The organism is Leptolyngbya sp. CALU 1928 (assembly GCF_056784215.1).
The window spans coordinates 2,971,232-2,992,321 of sequence record NZ_JBXBCE010000001.1 but is presented as its reverse complement, the minus strand read 5'-3'; the positions used below and the strand labels follow the sequence as shown (position 1 = coordinate 2,992,321).

The following is a 21,090-nucleotide window of genomic DNA, read 5'->3' as shown; positions in this document are numbered from 1 at the left end:
CTGATGAATTCCATATCTCTCACCGATGTCACAAGTCAAGCTCCACTTCTAGAATCAAGCAATCAAGCCATGCAGGCTTCACTGCTCAACTCTTCTTCCCTGTTGCCAACGGATAGTGCAACTTCATGGCACAGTTCTAGTCCACCTGCACCAGGTCTTAAAGCTGAATATTTCGATAATTCCGATTTCACCAATCTCAAACTCACCCGCACAGATGCCACCGTCAACTTTGATTGGCAAAAAGGCTCACCCGATAGCCAAATTGCACCGGATACCTTTTCCGTCCGCTGGACAGGCAAAGTAAAGCCTCTCCACTCAGAGGAGTACACGTTCTACACCCGATCAGATGATGGCGTAAGACTCTCTGTGAATGGTCAGCAGTTGATCAATAACTGGACACTGCACGGTGTGACCGAGAACACTGGCAAAATTACTCTAGAGGCTGGCAAAGCTTACGACATCAAGCTTGAGTACTATGAAAATGGTGGTAAAGCCGTTAGCAAGTTGCTTTGGTCAAGCAAGAGTCAAACGAAAGAAGTTATCTCTAGCAACCAGCTTTTCACTCCATTCGACATATCAACGCTACCCCCTGCACCTGCACCTGCACCATCAGGTAATGTCGTCTACTTGAGCGATCGCGCTTGGACGAGTGTTACTAGCGGTTGGGGTGCTGTTGAAAAAGATAGAAGTAATGGAGAGCAAGGCTCAACGGATGGTAAAACTCTAACGCTCAATGGCACAACTTATCAGAAGGGTTTAGGAGTCCACTCTGACTCGGAAATCAACTATTCCCTTGGAGGTGCTTACACTCGTTTTACATCTTATGTGGGTGTAGATGACGAGGTCGGCGATAAAGGCTCGGTTGCTTTCCAGGTGTGGGCAGATGGCAGTAAGCTCTACGACAGTGGAACGATGACTGGAAATAGTGAAACTAAACTAGCCGATGTTGATCTTACGGGCAAGCAAAACCTGAAGCTAGTGGTGACTAATGGTGATGGTGATGGTAGCTATGACCATGCGGATTGGGCGAATGCACAGCTTACTGAAAAAGCGATCGCCCCGATACTCACACCGCCCTCTATCGGCAGCATCAGCGACACATCTCTAATGAAGTTCCCGCTATCAACCCGTGGCAATCAAATCATTGATGCAACTGGGCAACCCATCAAGTTACAGGGTGTGAACTGGTTTGGGACAGAGATCGATACTCATGTTCCTCACGGATTATGGGTGCGTGACTATAAAGAGATGGTGGCACAGATTAAGCAGCAAGGCTTCAATATGATTCGCCTACCATTCTCAGTGGATGCGCTTAACTCAACCCAAATTTCAGGAATCAATTTTGAAATCGGTAACAACAAAGATCTGCAAGGCAAAACACCTCTGCAAGTGATGGATGCGATTGTAGCAGAAGCCAAAAATCAAGGACTTATGGTGCTGCTAGATAGCCATCGACTTGACGACCAGTCAATCCCTGAACTGTGGTACGACCAAAACCATAGCGAAGCCGACTGGATTAATAGCTGGACATCGTTAGCCGAACGCTATAAAGACCAACCCAACGTGATTGGGGCTGATCTCAAAAACGAACCTCATGATGCTGCCACTTGGGGCAGCAATGACTTAGCAACCGACTGGCGACTCGCAGCAGAACGAGCTGGAAACGCAATTCATGCTGTCAATCCAAATTGGTTAATCATTGTTGAAGGGGTGCAGCAAGCACCAGCAGGCAAAGTTGAAAATGGATCTTGGTGGGGCGGCGACCTACAAGGTGTGGGTGATAATCCTGTAAGGCTAAATGTGTCTAACAAGGTTGTTTACTCAACCCATGAATATGGAGACGGCGTTTACAAGGCAGAGTGGTTCAACGATCCGTCATATCCTAATAACTTGCCTGCGCGTTGGGAAACTGAGTTCAACTACATCGAAACTCAAAATATTGCGCCCGTTTTAGTCGGCGAGTTTGGTGGGCGCAATGTTGATGATCAGTCTAGTGAAGGCAAATGGCAACGAATGTTTGTTGATTTTATTAAGGAGAAAGACCTTGACTTTGCTTATTGGAGTTGGAACCCCAACAGTGGCGATACAGGCGGGGTGCTGCTCGATGACTGGCAAACCGTTGACCAACCAAAAATGCAGTTGCTGAGCAAGATTTTGAATTAATTCAAAATCTACATCAATGCTTTGCCGCCAGGTGCGCTAGAGATTAGCTTAGCGCCTTGCTAAAGCTTGAAAGGGCGTGTCACGACACGCCCTTTATTACCGCTCGATTGGCACCAAAGTCGGCTGCATCAGCATAGTAAAACTTTGGGTCTTCTGTTGAGTAGGACAACAGGCAGCATCTTTCTCACCGTGAACGAGCATATCCAGTTTGACCCGCTTATTTTGCGTTTGCATGGAGTTTACCTTAATGCGATCGCCCAAGATTACCGGAACAAGCGGTGTTAACGTGCCATTATTATTCCAAGCAGTACTCAAATAAATAAAATTGGCAGAGCCGCCTGTATTCACGCCCAGTAGCGCCACCCCATCTTTTTTGCCATCGCCCGTCAGGTCATCAAATATCACCATGCCGGGTTGATTGCCCAAAGTCACTGTGATTTGCTTCTGAGAATTTTTATACCTGCCATTTGTGAGTGTCACAGTGCCCACATCAGGAACTTGATAGGTCGCATTTTGCATTTGCTTGAGAGCATTGCACCAAGCCTGTTTATCCGCCGTCCACACTTCCTTTGTTAAGCAGTTATGCCACGGGGTAGAGGTGCTTGCTTTGGGCGGTAATACGGCTGGCTTTGTCTTGGGACCATAGCGATCGCACCAGGCTTTTTTCTCCGCACTCCAGACTTCGCGAGTCAGGCAATTGTAAGGCGGTTTTGTCTGGGCGATCGCTCCAACGGTTGTCGTCATCAAGACCGCTGATACTCCTGACACCACCAAAATAGATTGCTTAAACATGGATTCCTACTGCCAAATAAAACTCAAATGGATTTTCAACATGGATGACGACCATCGATCTAGCTTTTTGCCAAAACAATTGGCGCGGGTTGCAACCCCAAGTTAATAACCATCAATATTTAGTGCTTCAGAATCTTACGTTTTTCGGAGAAGAAGGTAAAGATCAGAACTTAACTCCTACAGGCGTTGCCAGATCAGCGCGTCCTGCTTCGATCAAGGCTTTATCTCGAATTCGGCAGAAATCACAGCGCCTACAAGGTTCTACATCCCTTTGATAGCAAGACAAGTGAGTTCAATCAGAATGCCCGCCAAAGCTTTTGCACCATATCGACTTTAGAGTCCATCATTTGATCGTGCCGCTGCCCATCCCGCCAAGAGAGAGCGATCAGGTCGTAGCCATCGGCGATCGCCCGAAGCTGACTTCGTTGGCTTTATCTATCAACTGCTGCAAGGACACTACCCGTTATGCTAGAGAAATCCATTTAGGCAGGCATTATTTTCTGTAATTAAATTTTCTGCCCTGCTAGGAGCCAAAAAACAAGACTGAGGTTGCCTACCTTAAACTACTGGCTTCACCCAACACAATCCCCCGATGTAAGACTCTATCGCCAACAACCTTTGAGTGATCAGCATGATGCATCGTACAGCGGTTATCCCAAATCACAATGTCGCCTAGTTGCCATCTATGACGGTAAAGCCGGTAGTGGCGAATTGAATGTTTATAGAGTAACCGAATAATCCGCTGAGCTTCTTCGAGCCTGTTGCCTGAGATTGCCTGACATCGTTCTGGTGTCGATAAAAATAATGCCAAGCGACCGGACAGAGGATGCCGCATGAACAGGGGATGCCAACTTTGTCTTTCCTGACTTTCATCTAACGTTAGCCCAGACATGACATGGAGAACCTCAGCATTTGCAAGCTGCTCCTTCACTGTTTTAGGTAACGTCTCATAGGCACGATATTGATCCGAAAGTAGCGTTTCTCCACCCGACAAAGGAATGGTTAAGGCGCGTAAGGCTGTAAATGCAGGTGGCTGAGCAATATAGCTAGTATCAGTATGAAAAACGCTTTTAGGTGGATGAACTCGTCCAACATTGCTGACGAGATTGAGAGAAGGTTGATCTAAGACTGGGATCTCACCTACTGTAAAAGTCATTTGCCCTAACCGATTGAGAAAGGTAACAAAATCCGCATCGCTTACCGCTTGTTGCCGAAGGACAATAAAGCCACGATTAGCAAGGGCATCCTTCAAAGAAAGGATATCTTTATCGCCCATTTCAGTGATTCTAATCCCATTCGCCTCAATCCCAAAAGGTGAGAGGTTACGAAAATCAATAGTTCTTCTATTCATAACCCCTGCTACTCTATGCAGCTTGATATCTTGAGCGATCTACTGGCTCCGAAGGAACTTTTGCAACTCATCAAAATCTAATCGATCGACCTGATAGGGTGCTTTTTCAAAGTTGTGATGAACAGTGTTTTCACCTGGAAAGGCAACGCAATCTAGACCCGCCGCGATCGCGGCTTCTACTCCGTCTAAATTGTCTTCAATCGCAATGCAGTCATTTGCTTTTTCACCCAGCTTTTCTAATGCGAAAGTGTATGCTGCTCTATCGGGTTTTGGATACTCTACGCTAGAGGCATCTAGGATCAAATCAAAATCGGCAGCCTGGATGCTTGGGTGCAAGGCTGCGATCAGCAACGAAATATTTTTCTGAGGAGTTGTTGTGACCCAAGCAAGCTTCAAACCCTTGCTTTTTGCGCCCTGTATTGTTTCGACTACACCGGGGCGAGGCGGCACCTGAGATTCAGCTAAGCTTTTTTGAAACAATTCTGACTTGGACTGGTGAATTGCGGCAGCATCAACTGTTTGCCCGATGGACTCTGCGTAATCAGCAATTCGATTCTTTCCCCCGCTTTTTTCTAACATCGTCAGATATTCGCCTCGATTCCAACACCAATCGAGTTCATGAGCCTTAAAAGCTTGATTAAAAGCCTGTCTTTGTAGTTCGGAAGTATCTGTGATCGTACCGATCGAGCCGAAGAGAATAGCGGACATATGGTTTCTGTGGGATCTGTCTTGTGCGGACTTTGTTGCCCAGATGTTTCTGACAAGAGCGTAACGAAAAAGCAATACTTTTGCCAAGCTAAATATGCCTCAAACTGAAGCCCAACCCAGCATCAAAGAGGTTAAGAGCAACGATCTCCCATCAAGAAATCAGAGTTCTTTCAATGCGGCGATCGGGGATCAGCCAGAGCACGGCAACCAAAATATACAGTCCACAGGCAAGCCAAGACTGCACAAAGGCAAGCGGAATTGCCACGGCGTATAATACTACGGATAGTTTGCCTTTGAAATCTCGCCCCATGGCGATCGCGAGAGTGGAATCTTTACCGTGGTGGGCAACAAGAGTAAGCGTCAAAATGAAGTAGGCGATCGCTGCTGCCAACAAAATCACTCCATAAAAGGCGACGGGGAACGTGGCAAAGTTGTTCTCACCCATCCAGGCAGTGCCAAATGGGAATAGGGAGAGCCAGAATAGCAAATGCAGGTTTGCCCAAAGAATGGCACCATTCACCTGGCGAGTTGCCTGAAGCAAATGATGGTGATTATTCCAATAAATGCCGATGTAGATAAAACTCAGCACGTAGCTCAGAAATACTGGAATCAGCGATCGCAATGCTGCAAAATCGGCTTCATGGGGCACCTTCAATTCCAGCACCATAATCGTGATGATGATGGCAATCACACCATCGCTAAACGCTTCTAATCTCCCTTTCCCCATTGCTATTTTTCCTCCTATTCACTCCACGCTTAGCACTAAACCCTTGAGATACAGTCCTTCAGGATGATAAATGCTGATGGGATGATCGGCAGGTTGAGCCAGAGAATGCAATACCTGAATGGCTTTTCGAGACTCGATCGCCCCTGCCATGGCTGCGCCCTTAAACAAGTCGGGAGTCACCACTTGAGAACAGGAAAACGTGAACACCATGCCGCCCGGTCGCAGCCTATCAAACGCCATTTGATTCAGCCGTTTGTATGCCATCACCGCTTGATGACGGGCTGACAGGTTTTTGGCGAAGGCGGGCGGATCGAGAATGATGATGTCATACACCGGGTCGCAGCCTTTGAGATAGTCAAACACATCGGCAGCCACAGATTCATGCTCAACTGGATGGGGATTGTTGAGCGCGATGTTTTCTTCAGTCAGGGCGATCGCCTTGGCTGAACTATCCACGGAATGCACTACCTCCGCCCCTGCATCCACGGCATACACCGAAAATCCGCCAGAGTAGCAAAAGGTATTCAAAACCCGTTTGCCTTTAGCGTATTGGGCAAGCAGTTGTCGATGTTCTCGCTGATCCAAAAAGAATCCCGTTTTTTGTCCTTCTTCCCAATCCACGCTAAAACGGTGTCCGTATTCCTGCACCACGCCATCGGATTTTTCGCCAAACAAATATTGATTGGTGGATTGAGCTTTGGATAGCACCGCCGCGCTTTTGTCATACACCGCTTTCAAGCGATCGCCATAGACTGCCTGTAAGCACTCCACAATCTGCGATCGCTGCTCATACATCCCCAGGGTATAGGCTTGCATCACCGCCGTTCCGTTATACCAATCCACAATTAAGCCCGGCAGCCCGTCCCCCTCCGCATTCACCAAACGATAGCAGTTGGTTACGTTGCTCTCTGCTAACCCCACCTGTTGCCGCACCGCATAGGCACGGTGAAACCGATCTAAAAATAATTTCTCAACGCTTTCAATCGGCTCAAACGCTAGGACTCTAACCGCAATGTTGCCGCCGCAATAGTGCCCGATCGCCAAAAAATCGCCACTGGCGCTGAATACCTCCGCGATCGCCCCCTCCTGCAACTCTGGATCTTTCTGCTTAATCGCCCCCGAAAAAATCCATGGATGAAACCGCCGGACGGCATCGGCTTTACTATTTTGCAGAATAATTTTGGGAAAATTGGGCATTAGGTTTCAGGGGTCGGGTTGCGGGTTTCAGGGGTCAGGTATCAGGGTAAGGAGTTCAGAGGTATGCCGTTTTGAGTTTTGTTCGCGTTCGCGCAGGGTGTGCATTGCACTCAGCGTTGACCTAGCTCTTGCTTGCCGCAGGGTAGGAGATATTTTGAGTTCCACAACACAGAGGCATTGCCGTTTTTAGAAAGCCATCGGTCACATTCCAATTTCAAATTGGTAGAGGATAGGAATCTGAAACCTGAAACCTGATCTCGACTCTGCACTAAACTCTTGCCAGCGTCACCTGCTCCAATTGATCTTGATACTTTCCTTGACGGGTTTCATAGCTTACCGCACAGGGCGCACCTTCTAAAAAGATTAATTGCACTACGCCTTCATTGGCATAAATGCGGCAGTCGGCGCTAGAAGAATTGGAAAATTCCAAGGTCAAGTAACCACGCCAACCCGCCTCAGCAGGCGTGAGATTGGCAATCAGCCCTGTTCGAGCATAGGTGCTTTTGCCAATGCAAATCACCGTCACATTTTCCGGCACTGCCAACCGCTCCAACGCCACACCTAACCCATAGGAGTGGGCAGGTAAGATGAAAAAGCTACCATTTTCGTCCGTGTGTAGCTCGGTTGCTTCCAAATTGGCAGGGTTAAAATGCTTCGGATCAACTACTTTACCGGGAATATGGCGAAAAATGCGAAATTCTGCCGCCGATAATCGCAAGTCGTAGCCATAGCTACTTAACCCATAGGAAATCACAGGCAAATCGTTTACATGGCGGACAAGCTGAGGCTCAAAGGGGGTAATCATCCCCTTCGCTGCCATTGAGGTAATCCAGGTGTCGTTTTGAATCATAGGAGGAGAGGCAAAAAGTTTTGAATTTTGAGTTGACTTTTAACTGTGGTCTGAAACCTGAAACCTGAAACCTGAAATCTAATTCACGGTTGATGGCTGCGGCGAAGTTCGGTGATTTGGTCGGCAACATCGAGCAGCGATCGCGGCATTTCGGGGCCCGTCAGAATTACATCGACGTTGCGGGGACGCTTTTTGAGAAAGGCTAACACGTCGGTTTCCGAAATTAACCCAAAGGTGATAGCAAGACTCAATTCGTCTAGGACAACCAATTCATATTTCCCTTGGCAAACGACGTTTTGAGTATACAGCCATAATTCCTCCAGGGATTTTTGCTCGTTTTCATCTAGCACAGGCGTATCGATGCAGCGAGATAAGTTGCAGCGAATCCAGTCGAGGCTTTGCCCCAGTTGCACCGGGCGATCGTAGCCTTGGGCAATGCCCCCTTTCAGAAACTGGACGACCAGAACCGGGGTTCCTTGTCCAGCGATGCGAAGCGCTTGCGCCATGACGTTGGTGAAAAAACTGCGATGGGTGCAAGTGAATACCTGCACCAGCCCTTCAATCGAATGGGCAGGGTGACGACTCGCGTCTAGAATCGGTGTTTCAACCTGGGAAACCATGAGTTTTGCTTGCGTCATGAATAGAAATAACGGGGCTTTTTGAAACGAGACTATTTAAAGATAGGCAAAATATAGCGTACTTTCTCCAGTTTCCTACCTAAACAACGCTACATTTTGTGACCAAGGGTTTGAGTGCCAGGTTTCAGGGGCCAGGTTTCAGGGGCTAGAGTAGTACCATAGAACATCAGGTTCTTGCTCAATTTTGGCTGTTTAATCCATGACTTCTCCGCCCATTCAATGGTATCCCGGTCACATTGCCAAAGCCGAAAAATCCCTGCAAGAGCAGCTTAAGCGGGTTGACGTGGTGCTGGAAGTGCGGGATGCGCGAATTCCGCTATCGACCGAGCATCCGCAAGTGAAGCAGTGGATTGGCACCAAAGAGCGGGTGTTGGTGCTGAATCGGATGGATATGATTCCGGCATTGGCGCGGCAGCAGTGGACAGACTGGTTTCGGGAACGGGGAGAGGAGCCGCTGTTTACCGATGCCCAGCATGGTAAAGGGATTGAGGCGATTACGAGAGCGGCACAAACCGCCGGGGAGAAAATGAATCAGCGCAGGCGTGATCGCGGCATGTTGCCGCGTCCGGTGCGGGCGGTGGTGATGGGTTTCCCAAATGTGGGCAAGTCTGCATTAATCAATCGATTGCTCAATCGGCGGGTGGTTGCAAGTTCTCGCCGTGCGGGGGTCACGCGCCAACTGCGCTGGGTTCGTATTTCTGACCAAATTGAGCTACTGGATGCGCCAGGGGTTCTGCCTTCTAAACTCACCAATCAACTTGCTGCGATTAAACTGGCGATTTGTGATGACATCGGCGAAGCGTCTTACGACAATCAGCGGGTCGCTGCGATTTTGATTGAGTTACTCCGACCGATCCAAGCTGAAATCGCTCTCCAGACTCGCTATAATTTTTCTCTAGAAGACTTGACGGGCGAAGATTATCTCCATGCGTTAGCAAAATTTCGCTATCAAGGCAACGTAGAGCGAACGGCACGGCAGTTACTGAATGATTTTCGGGTGGGTCAGCTAGGGGCGATCGCCCTAGAAGTTCCATCCCAAGCCGATATTCAAGCGAAAAATGCGGACTAATTTACTCATTTTCACAACGATATGTATGAGCGTTGCGGTTACTCCCAATGCCGAAGCACAGCGGGCAAAATGTGCTGATTTTGCCTTTCAAGAAGAGGCGCAAGCTTTTATGCAAACCCAGCGAGCCAATTATCTTGATCGCGATAATGATGGGATTGCTTGCGAAAAGCTGCCTCGTCGCGGGGGAGCGAAGCCAAAGCCATCGCCTCCTCCCAGCGTCCAACCACCCCACACCCAAACACCACCCGATCGCCAGAGTCAGGTTGTTGTGCTAAGTGTAGGGGATGGCGATACCTTGAAAGTGCAAGATCGGCAGACCAAGATAACCGTTCGGCTTGCCTGTGTGGATGCGCCAGAACGCGCCCAAGCCCCTTGGGGACAGGTTGCCTCCGAGCGGTTGAAGCAGCTTTTACCGATTGGGCGAGTCGTGCAACTACGAGAGGCGGATCGCGATCGCTATGGGCGGACTGTGGCAGAAGTGTATGTGAATGGGCGATCGATTAACTTGCAACTGGTGCAAGAAGGGATGGCGGTCATCTATCCGCAATATTTTCACAACTGTGTCGCCACTCAAGGGCAATATCGCCAAGCAGAAGCGATCGCTAAGCAGCAAGGCGTGGGCGTGTGGAATCCTAACAGTCCCCTACCCGTGATGCCGTGGCAGTTTCGTAACGCGTCACTTCACTTTTTCGGCGATCGTTTCGTTCATGTAGTCTATGCTAATCGGGGCAATATAACGGCGGTTGGCACGGACTAGACAAGCTGGTTGTTTCCCGACACCGAGTGGATTGGTTGCAATTACTCGTAGCCAGGGTTTACTTTTCTCCATGACAATGGCATCACCATCTTTGTTATTAGGAAACGCGGCTGTCACAATCCAGCCGCTCGACAGGCGAGTCGTCACCGTCCCGTTAGGCGTGGCGCGGCAGTTGAGCGAACCGCTAGAATCAACCACTAGCCAATGAGTATTGCGATAGTATCCGCGATTTCCCATCACTCTTGCGGTGGTAAAGTCTCCTACTTGGTTCGCCATAGGCACATCCGCAACTTGGGCGTGGGTTGGAGCCGCAAATGGAATCGCAAGAGCGATCGCCGCTGGAATGAATCTTAAAAACTTATTCATGATATGCGTAGCCATCAGCATTGTTGCATGAAGCGGGGTTGCGGAAAAGTGCGAGATAGTTAGCTTTAATAGATGAAACACTAAAATGTCGCTTTTTTGCGATCGCTGATCATTACGAATCAATAGGCTAACACTACACCTATTTTAAGAATAGCTAAAACCCTCTGTGGGTAGAGATTTCAACCTTAAACTGAGGCGTTTACCTAACTCCTATTGGTTCAACCAGCTTTATTTAACGTACATTTGACGCAGGGTGTCGCCACTACTTCCCCCAGCTTCTGGATGTCCCATCATATTGGGTCCAATTAGCGTAATGTCGTATTCGTCGGGTAGCGCTGTGATCACCTCTTCTCGCCTTAACAAAAGGTAGGTCGCCGTTACATTGGGACCAAATACTATTTCATCTTCATGCTCTAGAGTGTGGGCGCGCAGTCGATGACCATTGATTAACAATCCATTGGAGCTTGATCGCCCTGCCGGGATGCCATCCACAATGCGATAGCAATAGGTGCCATCGTCATTGCCTAGCTGCACTAGGGTGGCGTGGCGACGTGAAACAAACTGAGACACTAAGCGAATGTCGCAGTCAGGATCACGACCAATCGAATGAAGCTCCCGATCAAGGGTAATCTCTGCACGACCCTTATCGTCTTGAATAATAAATAAGTGGCTTTGATAGGCAGCGGTAGGCATGTGGAGATGCAACCAAACGATAAAGGAAAGTTCTCATATAGTCGATGATCATACACTGTCTTATTCGCGATCGCCCATCGGAAAATGCTGATCAACTCAGAATATAAAGGTTTTGTCCTTTAGAAATCTAGAGGAGGCTATTTTCGGGCAGGAATCGTCCAATAGAGCAGGAGTGAATTAGCGACTACACTGACTGAGCTAAACGCCATCATGGCACCAGCGGCAGCGGGACTCAGCAAGATACCATAGCTCGGTAACAACAGCCCCGCCGCCAGTGGAACGCCGATGAGATTGTAGGCAAATGCCCAAAAAAGATTCTGACGAATTTTATTGAACGTGGCTCGGCTGAGATGGATGGCTTCCACCACATCCAACAGGCGATCGCGCATCAGAATTATCCCAGCGGTTTCCGTGGCAACGTCGGTGCCAGAGTGCAAGGCAATCCCTACATTTGCTTGGGCTAGGGCTGGAGCATCGTTAATCCCATCGCCTACCATGGCGACTGTGAAACCCTGCGCCTGAAGTTGGGCGATCGCGTCTGCCTTACCGTCAGGTCGAACGTTTGCCAAGGTATCTGCCGGGGCAATATTCAGCAGTTGAGCAACGGCGATCGCAGTATCCGCATTATCTCCAGTCAGCATTTTTACAGTGAGTCCCATTTGTTGCAGTTTCGACACCGTTGCGATCGCGTCAGACCGCAGCACGTCCGCGACGGCAATCAAACCAACGACAGTTTCCCCTGAGGCAACATAAACCACGGTTTTACCCGCAGTTGCCAGATTTTTTGCTTGAACGTGAACAGCATCGGCGATCGCAATGTCGTTTTGCGCCAGCCAGTCCGCTGTTCCCAGCAATACCCGTTGCGATGGCTCAGCCAAATCTTCAGAACATTGCACGGTTGCCGCCACTCCAAATCCTGGCACCGTGAGAAAATCTTCGGCGGGTAACAGGGCGATCGCTTGCTGCTGGGCTGCCTGTTGAATTGCCAACGCGAGGGGATGGCGGGTACCGCTTTCGACGGTGGCGGCGAGTTGAAGCAGGAAGGTGTTGGGTGTTGGGTGTCCGGTGTCGGGCGCAGAGGAAGAGCTGTCTTGATTGGGAGGATGAGTGTGAATAGGGGCAATGACTAAGCAGTCGGTGACGGTGGGTTTGCCGCTAGTGAAGGTGCCTGTTTTATCGAAAACAATGGTGTCGAGGGCGTGGGCACGTTCTAGAACATCGCTGCCGCGAATCAGTAATCCGCGCTCGGCACCAATCCCAGACCCGACTAAAATCGCCGTGGGCGTAGCAAGTCCGAGGGCGCAAGGGCAGGCAACGACTAGAACCGCGATCGCAATTTTAAGGCTGATCAGCAGCGGCGACGGGGGACCGGAGTGATGCAGCATATGGCTTGGGACGGTGAACAAATGGGTTAACACTGAATGTTCACTGCCTAGACTCGACTGCCCCATGCCAGCCAATTCTGCTGCCCAGAGGTGAGCGCCGATGAAATACCAAAACAAAAAGGTGAGAGCAGCGATCGCTAGAATGCCGTAGGTAAAATATCCGGCAACCGTGTCCGCAAGTTTTTGAATCGGGGCTTTGCGAGTTTGCGCCGTTTCAACTAATGCGATGATTTGGGCAAGGGTGGTGTCCCTGCCTGTGCGAGTGGCTTGAATGGCGATCGCCCCCGATTGGTTGAGTGTGCCTGCAATCACGCGATCGCCCGCCTGTTTCATCACTGGCACCGATTCACCCGTCACCATGGACTCATCCACCAGGGTCTGCCCGGCCACAATTTCCCCATCTACTGGAACCTTATCTCCCGGCAACACCTGTAGCCATTCACCCACGCGCACGGATTCAGCCGGGATTTCCAGGGGTGCAACGGACTCCTGAATTTTTCCTACATTCTCGCTTTGTACTTCTATCTGCGCCGGAATCAAGCGGGCAACCGTGGGTTGCAGTGCCAACAGAGATTGAAACGCAGAGGCAGCACGGTTACGGGCTTGTTGTTCCAAGGTTCGCCCCAGCAAAATGAAGCCCACCAGCATCACGGGTTCATCAAAAAAGCATTCCCAGCCGAGTTGGGGGAAGAGGAGCGCGATCAGGCTGGTGAAATAGGCGGTGAGAGTTCCTAAGCTCACAAGGGTATTCATGTTGGGGGCATTCCGGCGCAAGCCTCGCCACCCATCGATCACCATGGCGCGTCCCGGAAACAGCAGCGCCAGAGTCGCCAGTCCATAGTGAAACCAAATATTGCTGAGTCCCGGCAGAGTAATCTCTGTAAGCTGCTCTAAATGCCCTAGTGCCGACAGAAATAATAGCAGGGTGGCGATCGCCAATCGTCTAAGTTGCTGCCGGGTTTCCTGCTGCCGCTTTTGCTTTAGATCAAATTCTGGAGGGGATATCTCAGAGCGATCGCGATCGCCTTTCGGTAAGCGCGGCTGAGCGGGAAACCCGGCTTCTGTGAGCGTATTTGCTAGGGCGAGGGGCGTGACAGTTTCCGGGATGTACTGCACCGTTGCCACTTCGGTTGCTAGATTGACCGTTGCGGTAACTACCCCCGAACTGCGGGTTAAGGTTTGCTCAACGGAACGAACACAGCCTGCACACATCATTCCCGTCACGTCGATCGCGATCGTTTTGGCAGAAGTGGACGAACGCTCTAGCGATACTGGCAGAACTTTCAAAGACTCAGAAACAGACTGGGACACACTCATCTTCTTCCATAAACCCTATCTTGAGAGTAGATGAAATTTGGCAGAAGTGCGGGATGGAACCCGTATCAGGTTTCAGATTATTTGCACTGCACTTAAGCACCACACTTAAATCGTTACTCCGAACCTTGCACTCCGCACTCCGCACAACTCATCAGAAAGAAAAAGTAGTTCGCATAACGGGGATGAAGACATCATCGTTATCGGCGCGCTGGTTGAGGGCTGGGAGCCAAATGATCCCTGGGGTAATCGAGATATTGTCGTTCACGCGATAGCGATAAAACGCTTCCACATGCAGGGCATCATCGCGATCGACTACTGTGCGCTGCTGTCCAGCAAGTTTTACTCCCTTTAAAGTCGGCTCGGCTCCCGCAATAATGCCCGCTAAGCTACCACGCTTGAACAAGTCGGGAAACAGTAACGCTCCGGCATAAGACCAGATATCGCCTCTGCCGCCACCACCGCTTAAGAATGTAGCGCGGGTATAGGTGCCCCAACCACTGAGCACGATGCGATCGCTGAGTTTGAAATAGCCTTCAACGCCAAAAGAATCGGTGACAGTGGGGCGGTTTGGCGGTGAGGGGAAGGCTCCCTGGGAACCGGGCAACAGATTGCCTAGAAATGTTCCGGTTGCCGTGCCAGCCCCACCATAGCGAAATGCACCCGCGTTATTGTAGGCATGAACGTAGGTTAGTCCGAGTCCTAAGCGATCGCCCGGTTGAATTGAAACCTGCGCCAACGCCGAATAGTTACCATTAAACAAGCCTGCTTCTTGACTGGGATCATTCGCCCGATTTGCAATGTAACCCGCGTCGATCTTAAAAATATTGCCCAGCTTGAAATTAATTCCCGCACCCGCACCATTTCCCCCAATCCGATAGATGGGATTAAATTGCCCAAAGCGGCTCAGCGCACCGTTGCCGCCATCCTCGTCATCCAAATAAGGACTCAGGGTTTCCGCATAGTGAAAATGGGAGCCACCACTGGCAAACGCGGTCACGGTGGCAAAATTGCCAATCGGAGTGCGATAGCTCAGCAAACTTAAATTCACCGAATTGTTGGCGATCGCCACACTGGAGTTGTCATAGGCAAGCCGTCCCTCGTTGGAGTAGAGCAAATAGGCAGAATTTGCGCCTCCCGTTGTGCCGCCTGTTGCTAGGGTGGGAATGGCGTTTCCGGCTTCTAGGCGAGTCGTGAGCAGATCTTGCCCCGTAAAACTGGTGAGTAAATTCAGCCGCACCCGGTTTTGCTGAACTCCAGAGCCTCTGCCAGCATCGACTGGAACTCGTCCAAAACCAGTAGCATCCTCACCGCCAAAGGCATCGCTTCGGGAAAAGATGACTTCTCCAGACAATCGAGTAGTCGTGGAAAATTGTTGTTTTTCTAAGGTAGCGGTTCGCACGTCCAGCGCATCGACCCGACCGCGCAGGGCGCTTAGTTCAGTGGCAAACTCTTCTTGTAATCTTTTGACGGTTTCTAAATCTTCTTTGCTAACAAAATCCGCAGTTGCGGCAGCAAGCAAGGTTTGGATTTTATCGAGACAGGAATTCAATCCGGCGGCAAATTCATACCTCGTGGTGCCGCGATCGCCCCGATAGGTTTTGTCGGGATAGCCCACAATACAGCTATATCGTTCTACCAAGGATTGCAGTGCTTGAAATGCCCAATCCGTGGGTTTAACATCCGTTAGTTGAGAAACGGAGTTGACTTGCTCCATACCCGGTGTTGGAGTATTGGGAGTTAGAATCTCTGCGGCGATCGCCCCTGAGGCAAAAAATCCACCTGCAATGATCCCGCCAGTCACCGTCACTCCAGCGGTTACAAACCAGCTTATTGAGCTATCAATAAAACCTTTTCTCATAAAATCTTCCTTAAAAACACTCATCTCACGTCAGTAGAATAAGCATCTTTTGAGGTGAGATGAATTGATCTAAGGAACAGTTTAATTTCTGTCACAAGAAAAATTGAACTTTCCTAATGATTAGGTCTGTATATTTACTCTTGAATGCCTTTTGGTTGAGGCGCACGCCCAAAGGTGTGCGTTAGGCTCTTTACCCGATCTGCCAGTTCCGGCGTGATTGAGCCGCCCCAATAGCGCCATTCCCAATTGCCAGTAGGTTTTCCAGGATAGTTCATGCGGGCAGAATTACCGCAGCCAAAAAAGTCTTGGAGGGGAATAATGGCTAGGTTACTGACGGAGCTAAAGGCAAGCCGAATCATATCCCAATGAATTCCTTCGGGGCTGATCTGCCCCAAAAAGCGAAGAATTGCCTCACGCTCCCACTGTTCCAGGCTTTCATACCAGCCAATGGTGGTGTCATTATCGTGAGTGCCCGTATAGACGATGCAATTGCGCGGATAGTTGAACGGTAGAAAAGGGTTGCCCGGATCTGAACCAAAGGCAAATTGCAAAATCCTCATGCCGGGAAAATCAAACGTGTCGCGCAAGTCTTCCACTTCTGGAGTCATCACGCCCAAGTCTTCCGCCAAGATCGGCAGTTTACCTAGTTTTTCTCGCAGGGTTTCAAAAAACTCTTTTCCAGGCGCTTTCACCCATTCGCCTTTTTCAGCAGTGCGGTCTTCGGGTTTAACCTCTGGATCAAGTTCCACAACCCAAAAAGACTCGAAGCCCCGAAAGTGATCGATCCGAATCACGTCTACATAGTCCAGCATGGCTTCAAATCGCTGAATCCACCACTTGAAATTGGTTTCTTGGAGATGTTCCCAGTTATAAACCGGGTTGCCCCATAGTTGCCCCGTGGAACTAAAGTAGTCGGGGGGAACGCCTGCCATGAGGTCAAGTTCGTAGGTTTCTTTATTGAGGCAAAAATTTTCTGGGTTTGCCCAAACATCGGCGCTATCGTGAGCGACGTAGATCGGGATGTCGCCGATAATTTGAATATCGCGATCGCTGGCATGTTGTTTAAGCTCCGACCATTGAGAAAAGAAGGCAAACTGCAAAAATTTGTGGAAGGTGATTTCGGAGTGGAGCCGCTCTCCCCACTGCTGCAATGCGTCGGGCGATCGCGTCACCAATTCTGGCTCCCACTGATACCAACTCGCGCCGCCATGAGCTTCTTTTAGCGCCATGAACATGGCGTAGTCATCTAGCCAATACGCTTTGCCTTCACAAAATCCAGTAAATTTGGTGCGCTGCACTCCTGAGGCTTTCTCTTTGAAGGTATTGTAAGCCTTATGAAACAGCGGCATTTTATAAGCGATCACTTTTTCAAACTCCACGCGATCGCCCGAAAAATCTGGCACATGCCACAAATCTCCTTCTTCTAGAAAGCCATTGTCTTGTAGTAGCTCCAGACTAATCAAAAGCGGATTGCCTGCCAAAGCGGAGTAGCACATATAGGGAGAATTGCCGTATCCAGTGGGTCCTAGGGGCAACACTTGCCAATATTGCTGTCCACTGGCGGCTAAAAAATCAATGAACTGATACGCCTCCAAGCCGAGATCACCCGTGCCATAGCGACCAGGAAAAGATGTGGGATGGAGTAGAACGCCGCTGGCTCTGGGTGATGACATAGGAAACCTATATAGTTAAATGGCAGAATAGTTCAATGGCGGAAAGAGACAGTTTTGCCGCAAGGCTGTCGAGGAAAATAGGACAGTATCCAGAATAGTTAGGATAAGTAATAGGACGTAAACCTGGGCACACAAACCTCTTTGCTCCTAACACCTAACACCTGCTTTACGTCGCTCCATCTATCCTGATTGAGAGCAATTTATCAGGGAGCAGTCTCAAGATAGAGATTAGCGGAAGTTTGAATGACTTGACTGTATCATGCTCAAAACTAACACCTAATTTCTGCTTTCATGCCCTACCGCAATCCTACGCCCACGGTTGATATCATCATTGAACTGCGCGATCGCCCCCATCGCCCGATTGTGTTAATCGAACGGTTGAATCCGCCGTTGGGGTGGGCGCTGCCGGGAGGATTTGTGGATTATGGCGAGTCGGTGGAAACCGCAGCGCGGCGGGAAGTAGCCGAAGAAACGGGATTGCAGGTGGAACTGGTGGAGCAGTTTTATGTATATTCTGACCCCAACCGCGACCCACGCCAGCACACCTTGAGTGTGGTATTTTTGGCAATGGCGATCGGGCAGCCAACCGCTGGCGATGATGCAAAACATTTGGAATTATTTGAACCCTGGAAAATTCCGAGTAATCTTTGTTTCGATCACGATCGCATTTTGCAAGACTATTTACGCTTCCGAAACTATGGAATCCGCCCAAGGCTGTGACGAATGGCGGATGGTGAATGGCGAAGAACCCCAAACCCCGAACTTAAAACTCAAAGGCTTTCCTTATGTCTCGTGAAGTAATCCGTACAGAGTTGGCTCCGGCTCCAGTCGGTCCCTATAACCAAGCGATCGCGGCTTCGGGTCGAATGATATTTGTGGCTGGGCAAATTTCCCTTAATCCGCAAACCGGCGACATTGTGGGTGCAGGCGATGTGACCCAGCAAACAGAACAGGCGATCTCCAATCTCAAAGCGATCTTGGTTGCAGCAGGCGCGACGTTAGAGGATGTAGTTAAAACGACGGTATTCCTTAAAGATCTGAATGATTTCGTCCCCATGAACACGGTTTATGCCAACTATTTTAGTGAGACGAATGCGCCTGCTCGCGCCTGTGTAGAAGTGGCTCGACTGCCAAAAGATTTACTGGTGGAAATTGATTGTATTGCCGTGGTTGACGCTTAACTAGGAAGCAATCTTTGCATTGAATGCGCTGAGGGCGATCGCCCGTGCTACTTTTTATTAAGATCCTTCTCCCCTGCCGTGCTTATGACACCCGAAATTCTTCAATCCATCAAAGTTTGGAGCCAGTTTATTCACCCGGTTTTGATGTGGGTGTTGCTGGCATTAACCGTTTATGCGCTTTATTTAGGCATGAAAGTTCGCAAAACTCGTTCAGCCCAAGGCGACGAAAAGAAAGAGTTGATTAAAGGAAAATTCAACCTGAAGCACTATCAGGTGGGTTCCTTGTTGCTGGCATTGATGGTGGTGGGTGCCATTAGCGCAATGGGTGCAACTTACATCAATAGTGGCAAGCTATTCGTCAATCCCCATTTGATTGTGGGATTGAGCATGACCGGGATGATAGCCGTTTCTGCTTCCTTATCGCCGCTGATGCAAAAGGGCAGCGATTGGGCGCGATCGACTCACATTGCTTTGAACCTAGTGCTAATGGGTTTGTTCACCTGGCAGGCAATCACGGGCGTTGGCATCGTCAAAAATATCATTAGTCGGATGTAATCCCTCCTGCTGCGATCGCTGAATCTCTCACGACCGCCGATAAAAATCTACGAACAACAGTCAGGCTTTTGAGTTGAAAAGCAAAGAAATAACGCTAGATTCTCAGTTCAACGCATGAGTTTAGGTAAGCTGCGTGGTATGTTAGCGATTGCCAACTTTACCATCCTGCTTCCTTTGGAATGACTGAAACTGTTCCTCCTGTAATTCAACAAATGCTGCAACCGGGATTTTATCCTCACCCGGTCACCGAGCCGATTCAACTGGTGCAAACCCATGTCTCCTACATTTTGCTAACTGGAGACTATGCCTACAAGGTGAAGAAGCCCGTTAACTATGGCTTTTTAGATTTTTCCACCTTAGAGAAGCGAGAGCATTTTTGCCATGAAGAGATTCGATTGAACCAGCGAGGTGCCGCAGATTTATATCTAGAAGTACTGCCAATAACCGAGACGGCGGGGCAGTTTCGCCTAGGGGGAGCCGCTGAAGCCGTGGAGTTTACCGTGCGGATGGAGCAGTTTCCAGAGGGCACGCTATTCACGGATTTATTTGATCAAGGTAAGCTGACCGCAGAATTATTGGTGCGCTTGGCAAAAGAGTTAGTCAGCTTTCACAATAAAGGCGCAATCACTGATTACATTCGTAGTTTTGGCGATGTGGCGCAGATTCGGCAGGCGATCGACGAAAACTATGAGCAAACGGTTGGCTATATTGGGCGATCGCAAACTCAAGCGCAGTTTGACGAGACTCGCCAATACACCGATCGCCTGTTTGCCGACCAAGCCGATCAGTTTGCCAGCCGGGTGCAGCACAACTGGATTCGGGAATGCCATGGGGATGTGCATTTGCGAAACATTGCCCTGTGGAATGACACCATTTTACTGTTCGATTGCATCGAGTTTAATGAACCGTTTCGCTTTGTCGATATCATGTTCGACATTGCCTACATCATCATGGATTTGGATGCGCGTAACCGCCCAGATTTAAGCAATATATTTTTGAATGCCTACATCGAAGAAATGGGCGATTGGGAAGGCTTGCAGGTGTTGCCGCTGTACCTGAGTCGTCAATCCTATGTGCGCGCCAAAGTTACCTCCTTTTTGCTGGATGATCCCACCATTCCCGATGGGGTGAAGCAAGAGGCGACCGAAACCGCTAAACGCTATTTTCGGTTGGCATGGGATTACACGCGATCGCCCCTAGGAACTGCCAGTGAAGCCCATCGCGGACAGATTTTTCTCACAGCCGGATTATCGGGTTCGGGCAAAAGTACCTGCGCTCGACTGTTGGCACAACAAATTGGAGCCGTATACATCCGTTCCGATGCGGTGCGGAAGCATTTAGCAGGCGTGTCCTTGACGGGGAAGAGCGACGCGGACTTATACACGCCAGCCATGACCCAACAAACCTACGATCGCCTGCTGAATCTGGGCATTACCTTAGCCAAACAAGGATATCCGGTGATTTTGGATGCCAAGTACGATCGCCAAGTTCACCGTCAAGCAGTGATTGAAGCAGTGGACGCTGCCAATGCAGAGGATTCTACCCATCCCCTTTCTTTACAAATCTTGCACTGCATTGCCCCCTTAGAGGTTCGCCAAAACTGGCTGCATCAGCGTCAGGGTGATATTTCCGATGCCACCGCCGATTTGCTGCCTACCCAGGAGATGGAACCCTTTACCGACAAGGAGCAAGCGATCGTCCAGGAGATTGATACCACCCAAGATTTGGCTAGCAGTCTGTCAAGGTTGACATGATGGGTAGAGAGTGGATGAGAGAAGAGTCGATGGGTGAATGGGTAGGCAAGTAATCC

Annotated in this window: 20 protein-coding genes; 7 read left to right on the top strand and 13 right to left on the bottom strand. The window is 49.6% G+C overall.

The genetic code is table 11. The features are described 5' to 3' along the window. The first annotated feature begins 3 nt into the window (after positions 1–3). Positions 4–2,163, top strand: a complete 2,160-nt coding sequence (locus tag AC1S5B_RS13965) for a cellulase family glycosylhydrolase (protein ID WP_482036277.1) — start codon at positions 4–6, stop codon at positions 2,161–2,163. Between the two features lie 96 nt (positions 2,164–2,259). Here the strand turns inward: AC1S5B_RS13965 and AC1S5B_RS13960 are convergent, their stop codons facing one another. The 8 genes from AC1S5B_RS13960 to AC1S5B_RS13925 form a co-directional block, all read right to left on the bottom strand. After that, complete coding sequence (locus tag AC1S5B_RS13960; RefSeq protein WP_482036276.1) at positions 2,260–2,955, bottom strand: hypothetical protein; 696 nt, start codon at positions 2,953–2,955, stop codon at positions 2,260–2,262. A 163-nt stretch (positions 2,956–3,118) separates the two neighbouring features. Next, complete coding sequence (locus tag AC1S5B_RS13955; RefSeq protein ID WP_482036275.1) at positions 3,119–3,241, bottom strand: hypothetical protein; 123 nt, start codon at positions 3,239–3,241, stop codon at positions 3,119–3,121. A 267-nt stretch (positions 3,242–3,508) separates the two neighbouring features. Then, positions 3,509–4,306 carry a TauD/TfdA dioxygenase family protein gene (locus AC1S5B_RS13950; RefSeq protein WP_482036274.1) on the bottom strand — a complete coding sequence of 266 codons (798 nt, stop codon included), beginning with the start codon at positions 4,304–4,306 and terminating at the stop codon, positions 3,509–3,511. A gap of 39 nt (positions 4,307–4,345) precedes the next feature. Further along, complete coding sequence (locus tag AC1S5B_RS13945) at positions 4,346–5,014, bottom strand: HAD-IA family hydrolase (RefSeq protein WP_482036273.1); 669 nt, start codon at positions 5,012–5,014, stop codon at positions 4,346–4,348. 151 nt (positions 5,015–5,165) lie between these two features. Then, positions 5,166–5,741, bottom strand: a complete 576-nt coding sequence (locus tag AC1S5B_RS13940) for a TMEM175 family protein (protein ID WP_482036272.1) — start codon at positions 5,739–5,741, stop codon at positions 5,166–5,168. Between the two features lie 18 nt (positions 5,742–5,759). Next, entirely contained in the window at positions 5,760–6,938 is a 1,179-nt protein-coding gene (locus AC1S5B_RS13935; protein WP_482036271.1) for a class I SAM-dependent rRNA methyltransferase, read from the bottom strand. A 268-nt stretch (positions 6,939–7,206) separates the two neighbouring features. Continuing rightward, complete coding sequence (gene dcd / locus AC1S5B_RS13930) at positions 7,207–7,788, bottom strand: dCTP deaminase (protein ID WP_482036270.1); 582 nt, start codon at positions 7,786–7,788, stop codon at positions 7,207–7,209. An 83-nt stretch (positions 7,789–7,871) separates the two neighbouring features. Next, positions 7,872–8,426, bottom strand: coding sequence for a P-loop NTPase family protein (locus tag AC1S5B_RS13925; protein WP_482036269.1), 555 nt, complete (start codon positions 8,424–8,426; stop codon positions 7,872–7,874). Between the two features lie 199 nt (positions 8,427–8,625). Between AC1S5B_RS13925 and ylqF the strand changes: the two genes are divergently transcribed. Together ylqF and AC1S5B_RS13915 are read left to right on the top strand one after the other, a co-directional pair. Further along, the gene (gene ylqF / locus AC1S5B_RS13920) at positions 8,626–9,495 is read left to right on the top strand and encodes a ribosome biogenesis GTPase YlqF (protein WP_482036268.1); all 870 of its coding nucleotides are present in this window, start codon (positions 8,626–8,628) and stop codon (positions 9,493–9,495) included. Between the two features lie 25 nt (positions 9,496–9,520). Continuing rightward, positions 9,521–10,252, top strand: coding sequence for a thermonuclease family protein (locus AC1S5B_RS13915; protein ID WP_482036267.1), 732 nt, complete (start codon positions 9,521–9,523; stop codon positions 10,250–10,252). Here the strand turns inward: AC1S5B_RS13915 and AC1S5B_RS13910 are convergent. From AC1S5B_RS13910 to malQ, 5 genes are all read right to left on the bottom strand, one after another. Further along, the gene (locus AC1S5B_RS13910; protein ID WP_482036266.1) at positions 10,172–10,633 is read right to left on the bottom strand and encodes a hypothetical protein; all 462 of its coding nucleotides are present in this window, start codon (positions 10,631–10,633) and stop codon (positions 10,172–10,174) included. The two genes, AC1S5B_RS13915 and AC1S5B_RS13910, sit on opposite strands and share 81 nt — an antisense overlap. Before the next feature lie 213 nt (positions 10,634–10,846). After that, on the bottom strand, positions 10,847–11,311 hold the full coding sequence (locus AC1S5B_RS13905) for an FHA domain-containing protein (RefSeq protein ID WP_482036265.1): 465 nt from the start codon (positions 11,309–11,311) through the stop codon (positions 10,847–10,849). Between the two features lie 137 nt (positions 11,312–11,448). Then, positions 11,449–14,013 carry a heavy metal translocating P-type ATPase gene (locus AC1S5B_RS13900; RefSeq protein WP_482036264.1) on the bottom strand — a complete coding sequence of 855 codons (2,565 nt, stop codon included), beginning with the start codon at positions 14,011–14,013 and terminating at the stop codon, positions 11,449–11,451. Between the two features lie 151 nt (positions 14,014–14,164). Next, positions 14,165–15,871, bottom strand: coding sequence for an iron uptake porin (locus tag AC1S5B_RS13895; protein WP_482036263.1), 1,707 nt, complete (start codon positions 15,869–15,871; stop codon positions 14,165–14,167). Positions 15,872–16,005: 134 nt separating this feature from the next. Beyond that, positions 16,006–17,544 (bottom strand): 4-alpha-glucanotransferase, encoded by a 1,539-nt coding sequence (malQ, locus tag AC1S5B_RS13890; protein WP_482036262.1) that lies wholly within the window; start codon positions 17,542–17,544, stop codon positions 16,006–16,008. A gap of 291 nt (positions 17,545–17,835) precedes the next feature. Here malQ and AC1S5B_RS13885 point away from each other — a divergent pair, with 291 nt between their 5' ends. From AC1S5B_RS13885 to AC1S5B_RS13870, 4 genes are all read left to right on the top strand, one after another. Further along, positions 17,836–18,264, top strand: coding sequence for an NUDIX domain-containing protein (locus AC1S5B_RS13885; protein WP_482036261.1), 429 nt, complete (start codon positions 17,836–17,838; stop codon positions 18,262–18,264). Between the two features lie 65 nt (positions 18,265–18,329). Then, a complete protein-coding gene (locus AC1S5B_RS13880) occupies positions 18,330–18,725 on the top strand; it encodes a RidA family protein (protein WP_482036260.1) in 396 nt (131 codons plus the stop codon). A gap of 84 nt (positions 18,726–18,809) precedes the next feature. Next, positions 18,810–19,280, top strand: a complete 471-nt coding sequence (locus AC1S5B_RS13875; RefSeq protein WP_482036259.1) for a DUF4079 domain-containing protein — start codon at positions 18,810–18,812, stop codon at positions 19,278–19,280. A gap of 179 nt (positions 19,281–19,459) precedes the next feature. Continuing rightward, a complete protein-coding gene (locus AC1S5B_RS13870) occupies positions 19,460–21,034 on the top strand; it encodes a bifunctional aminoglycoside phosphotransferase/ATP-binding protein (protein ID WP_482036258.1) in 1,575 nt (524 codons plus the stop codon). The last annotated feature ends 56 nt before the right edge of the window (positions 21,035–21,090 follow it).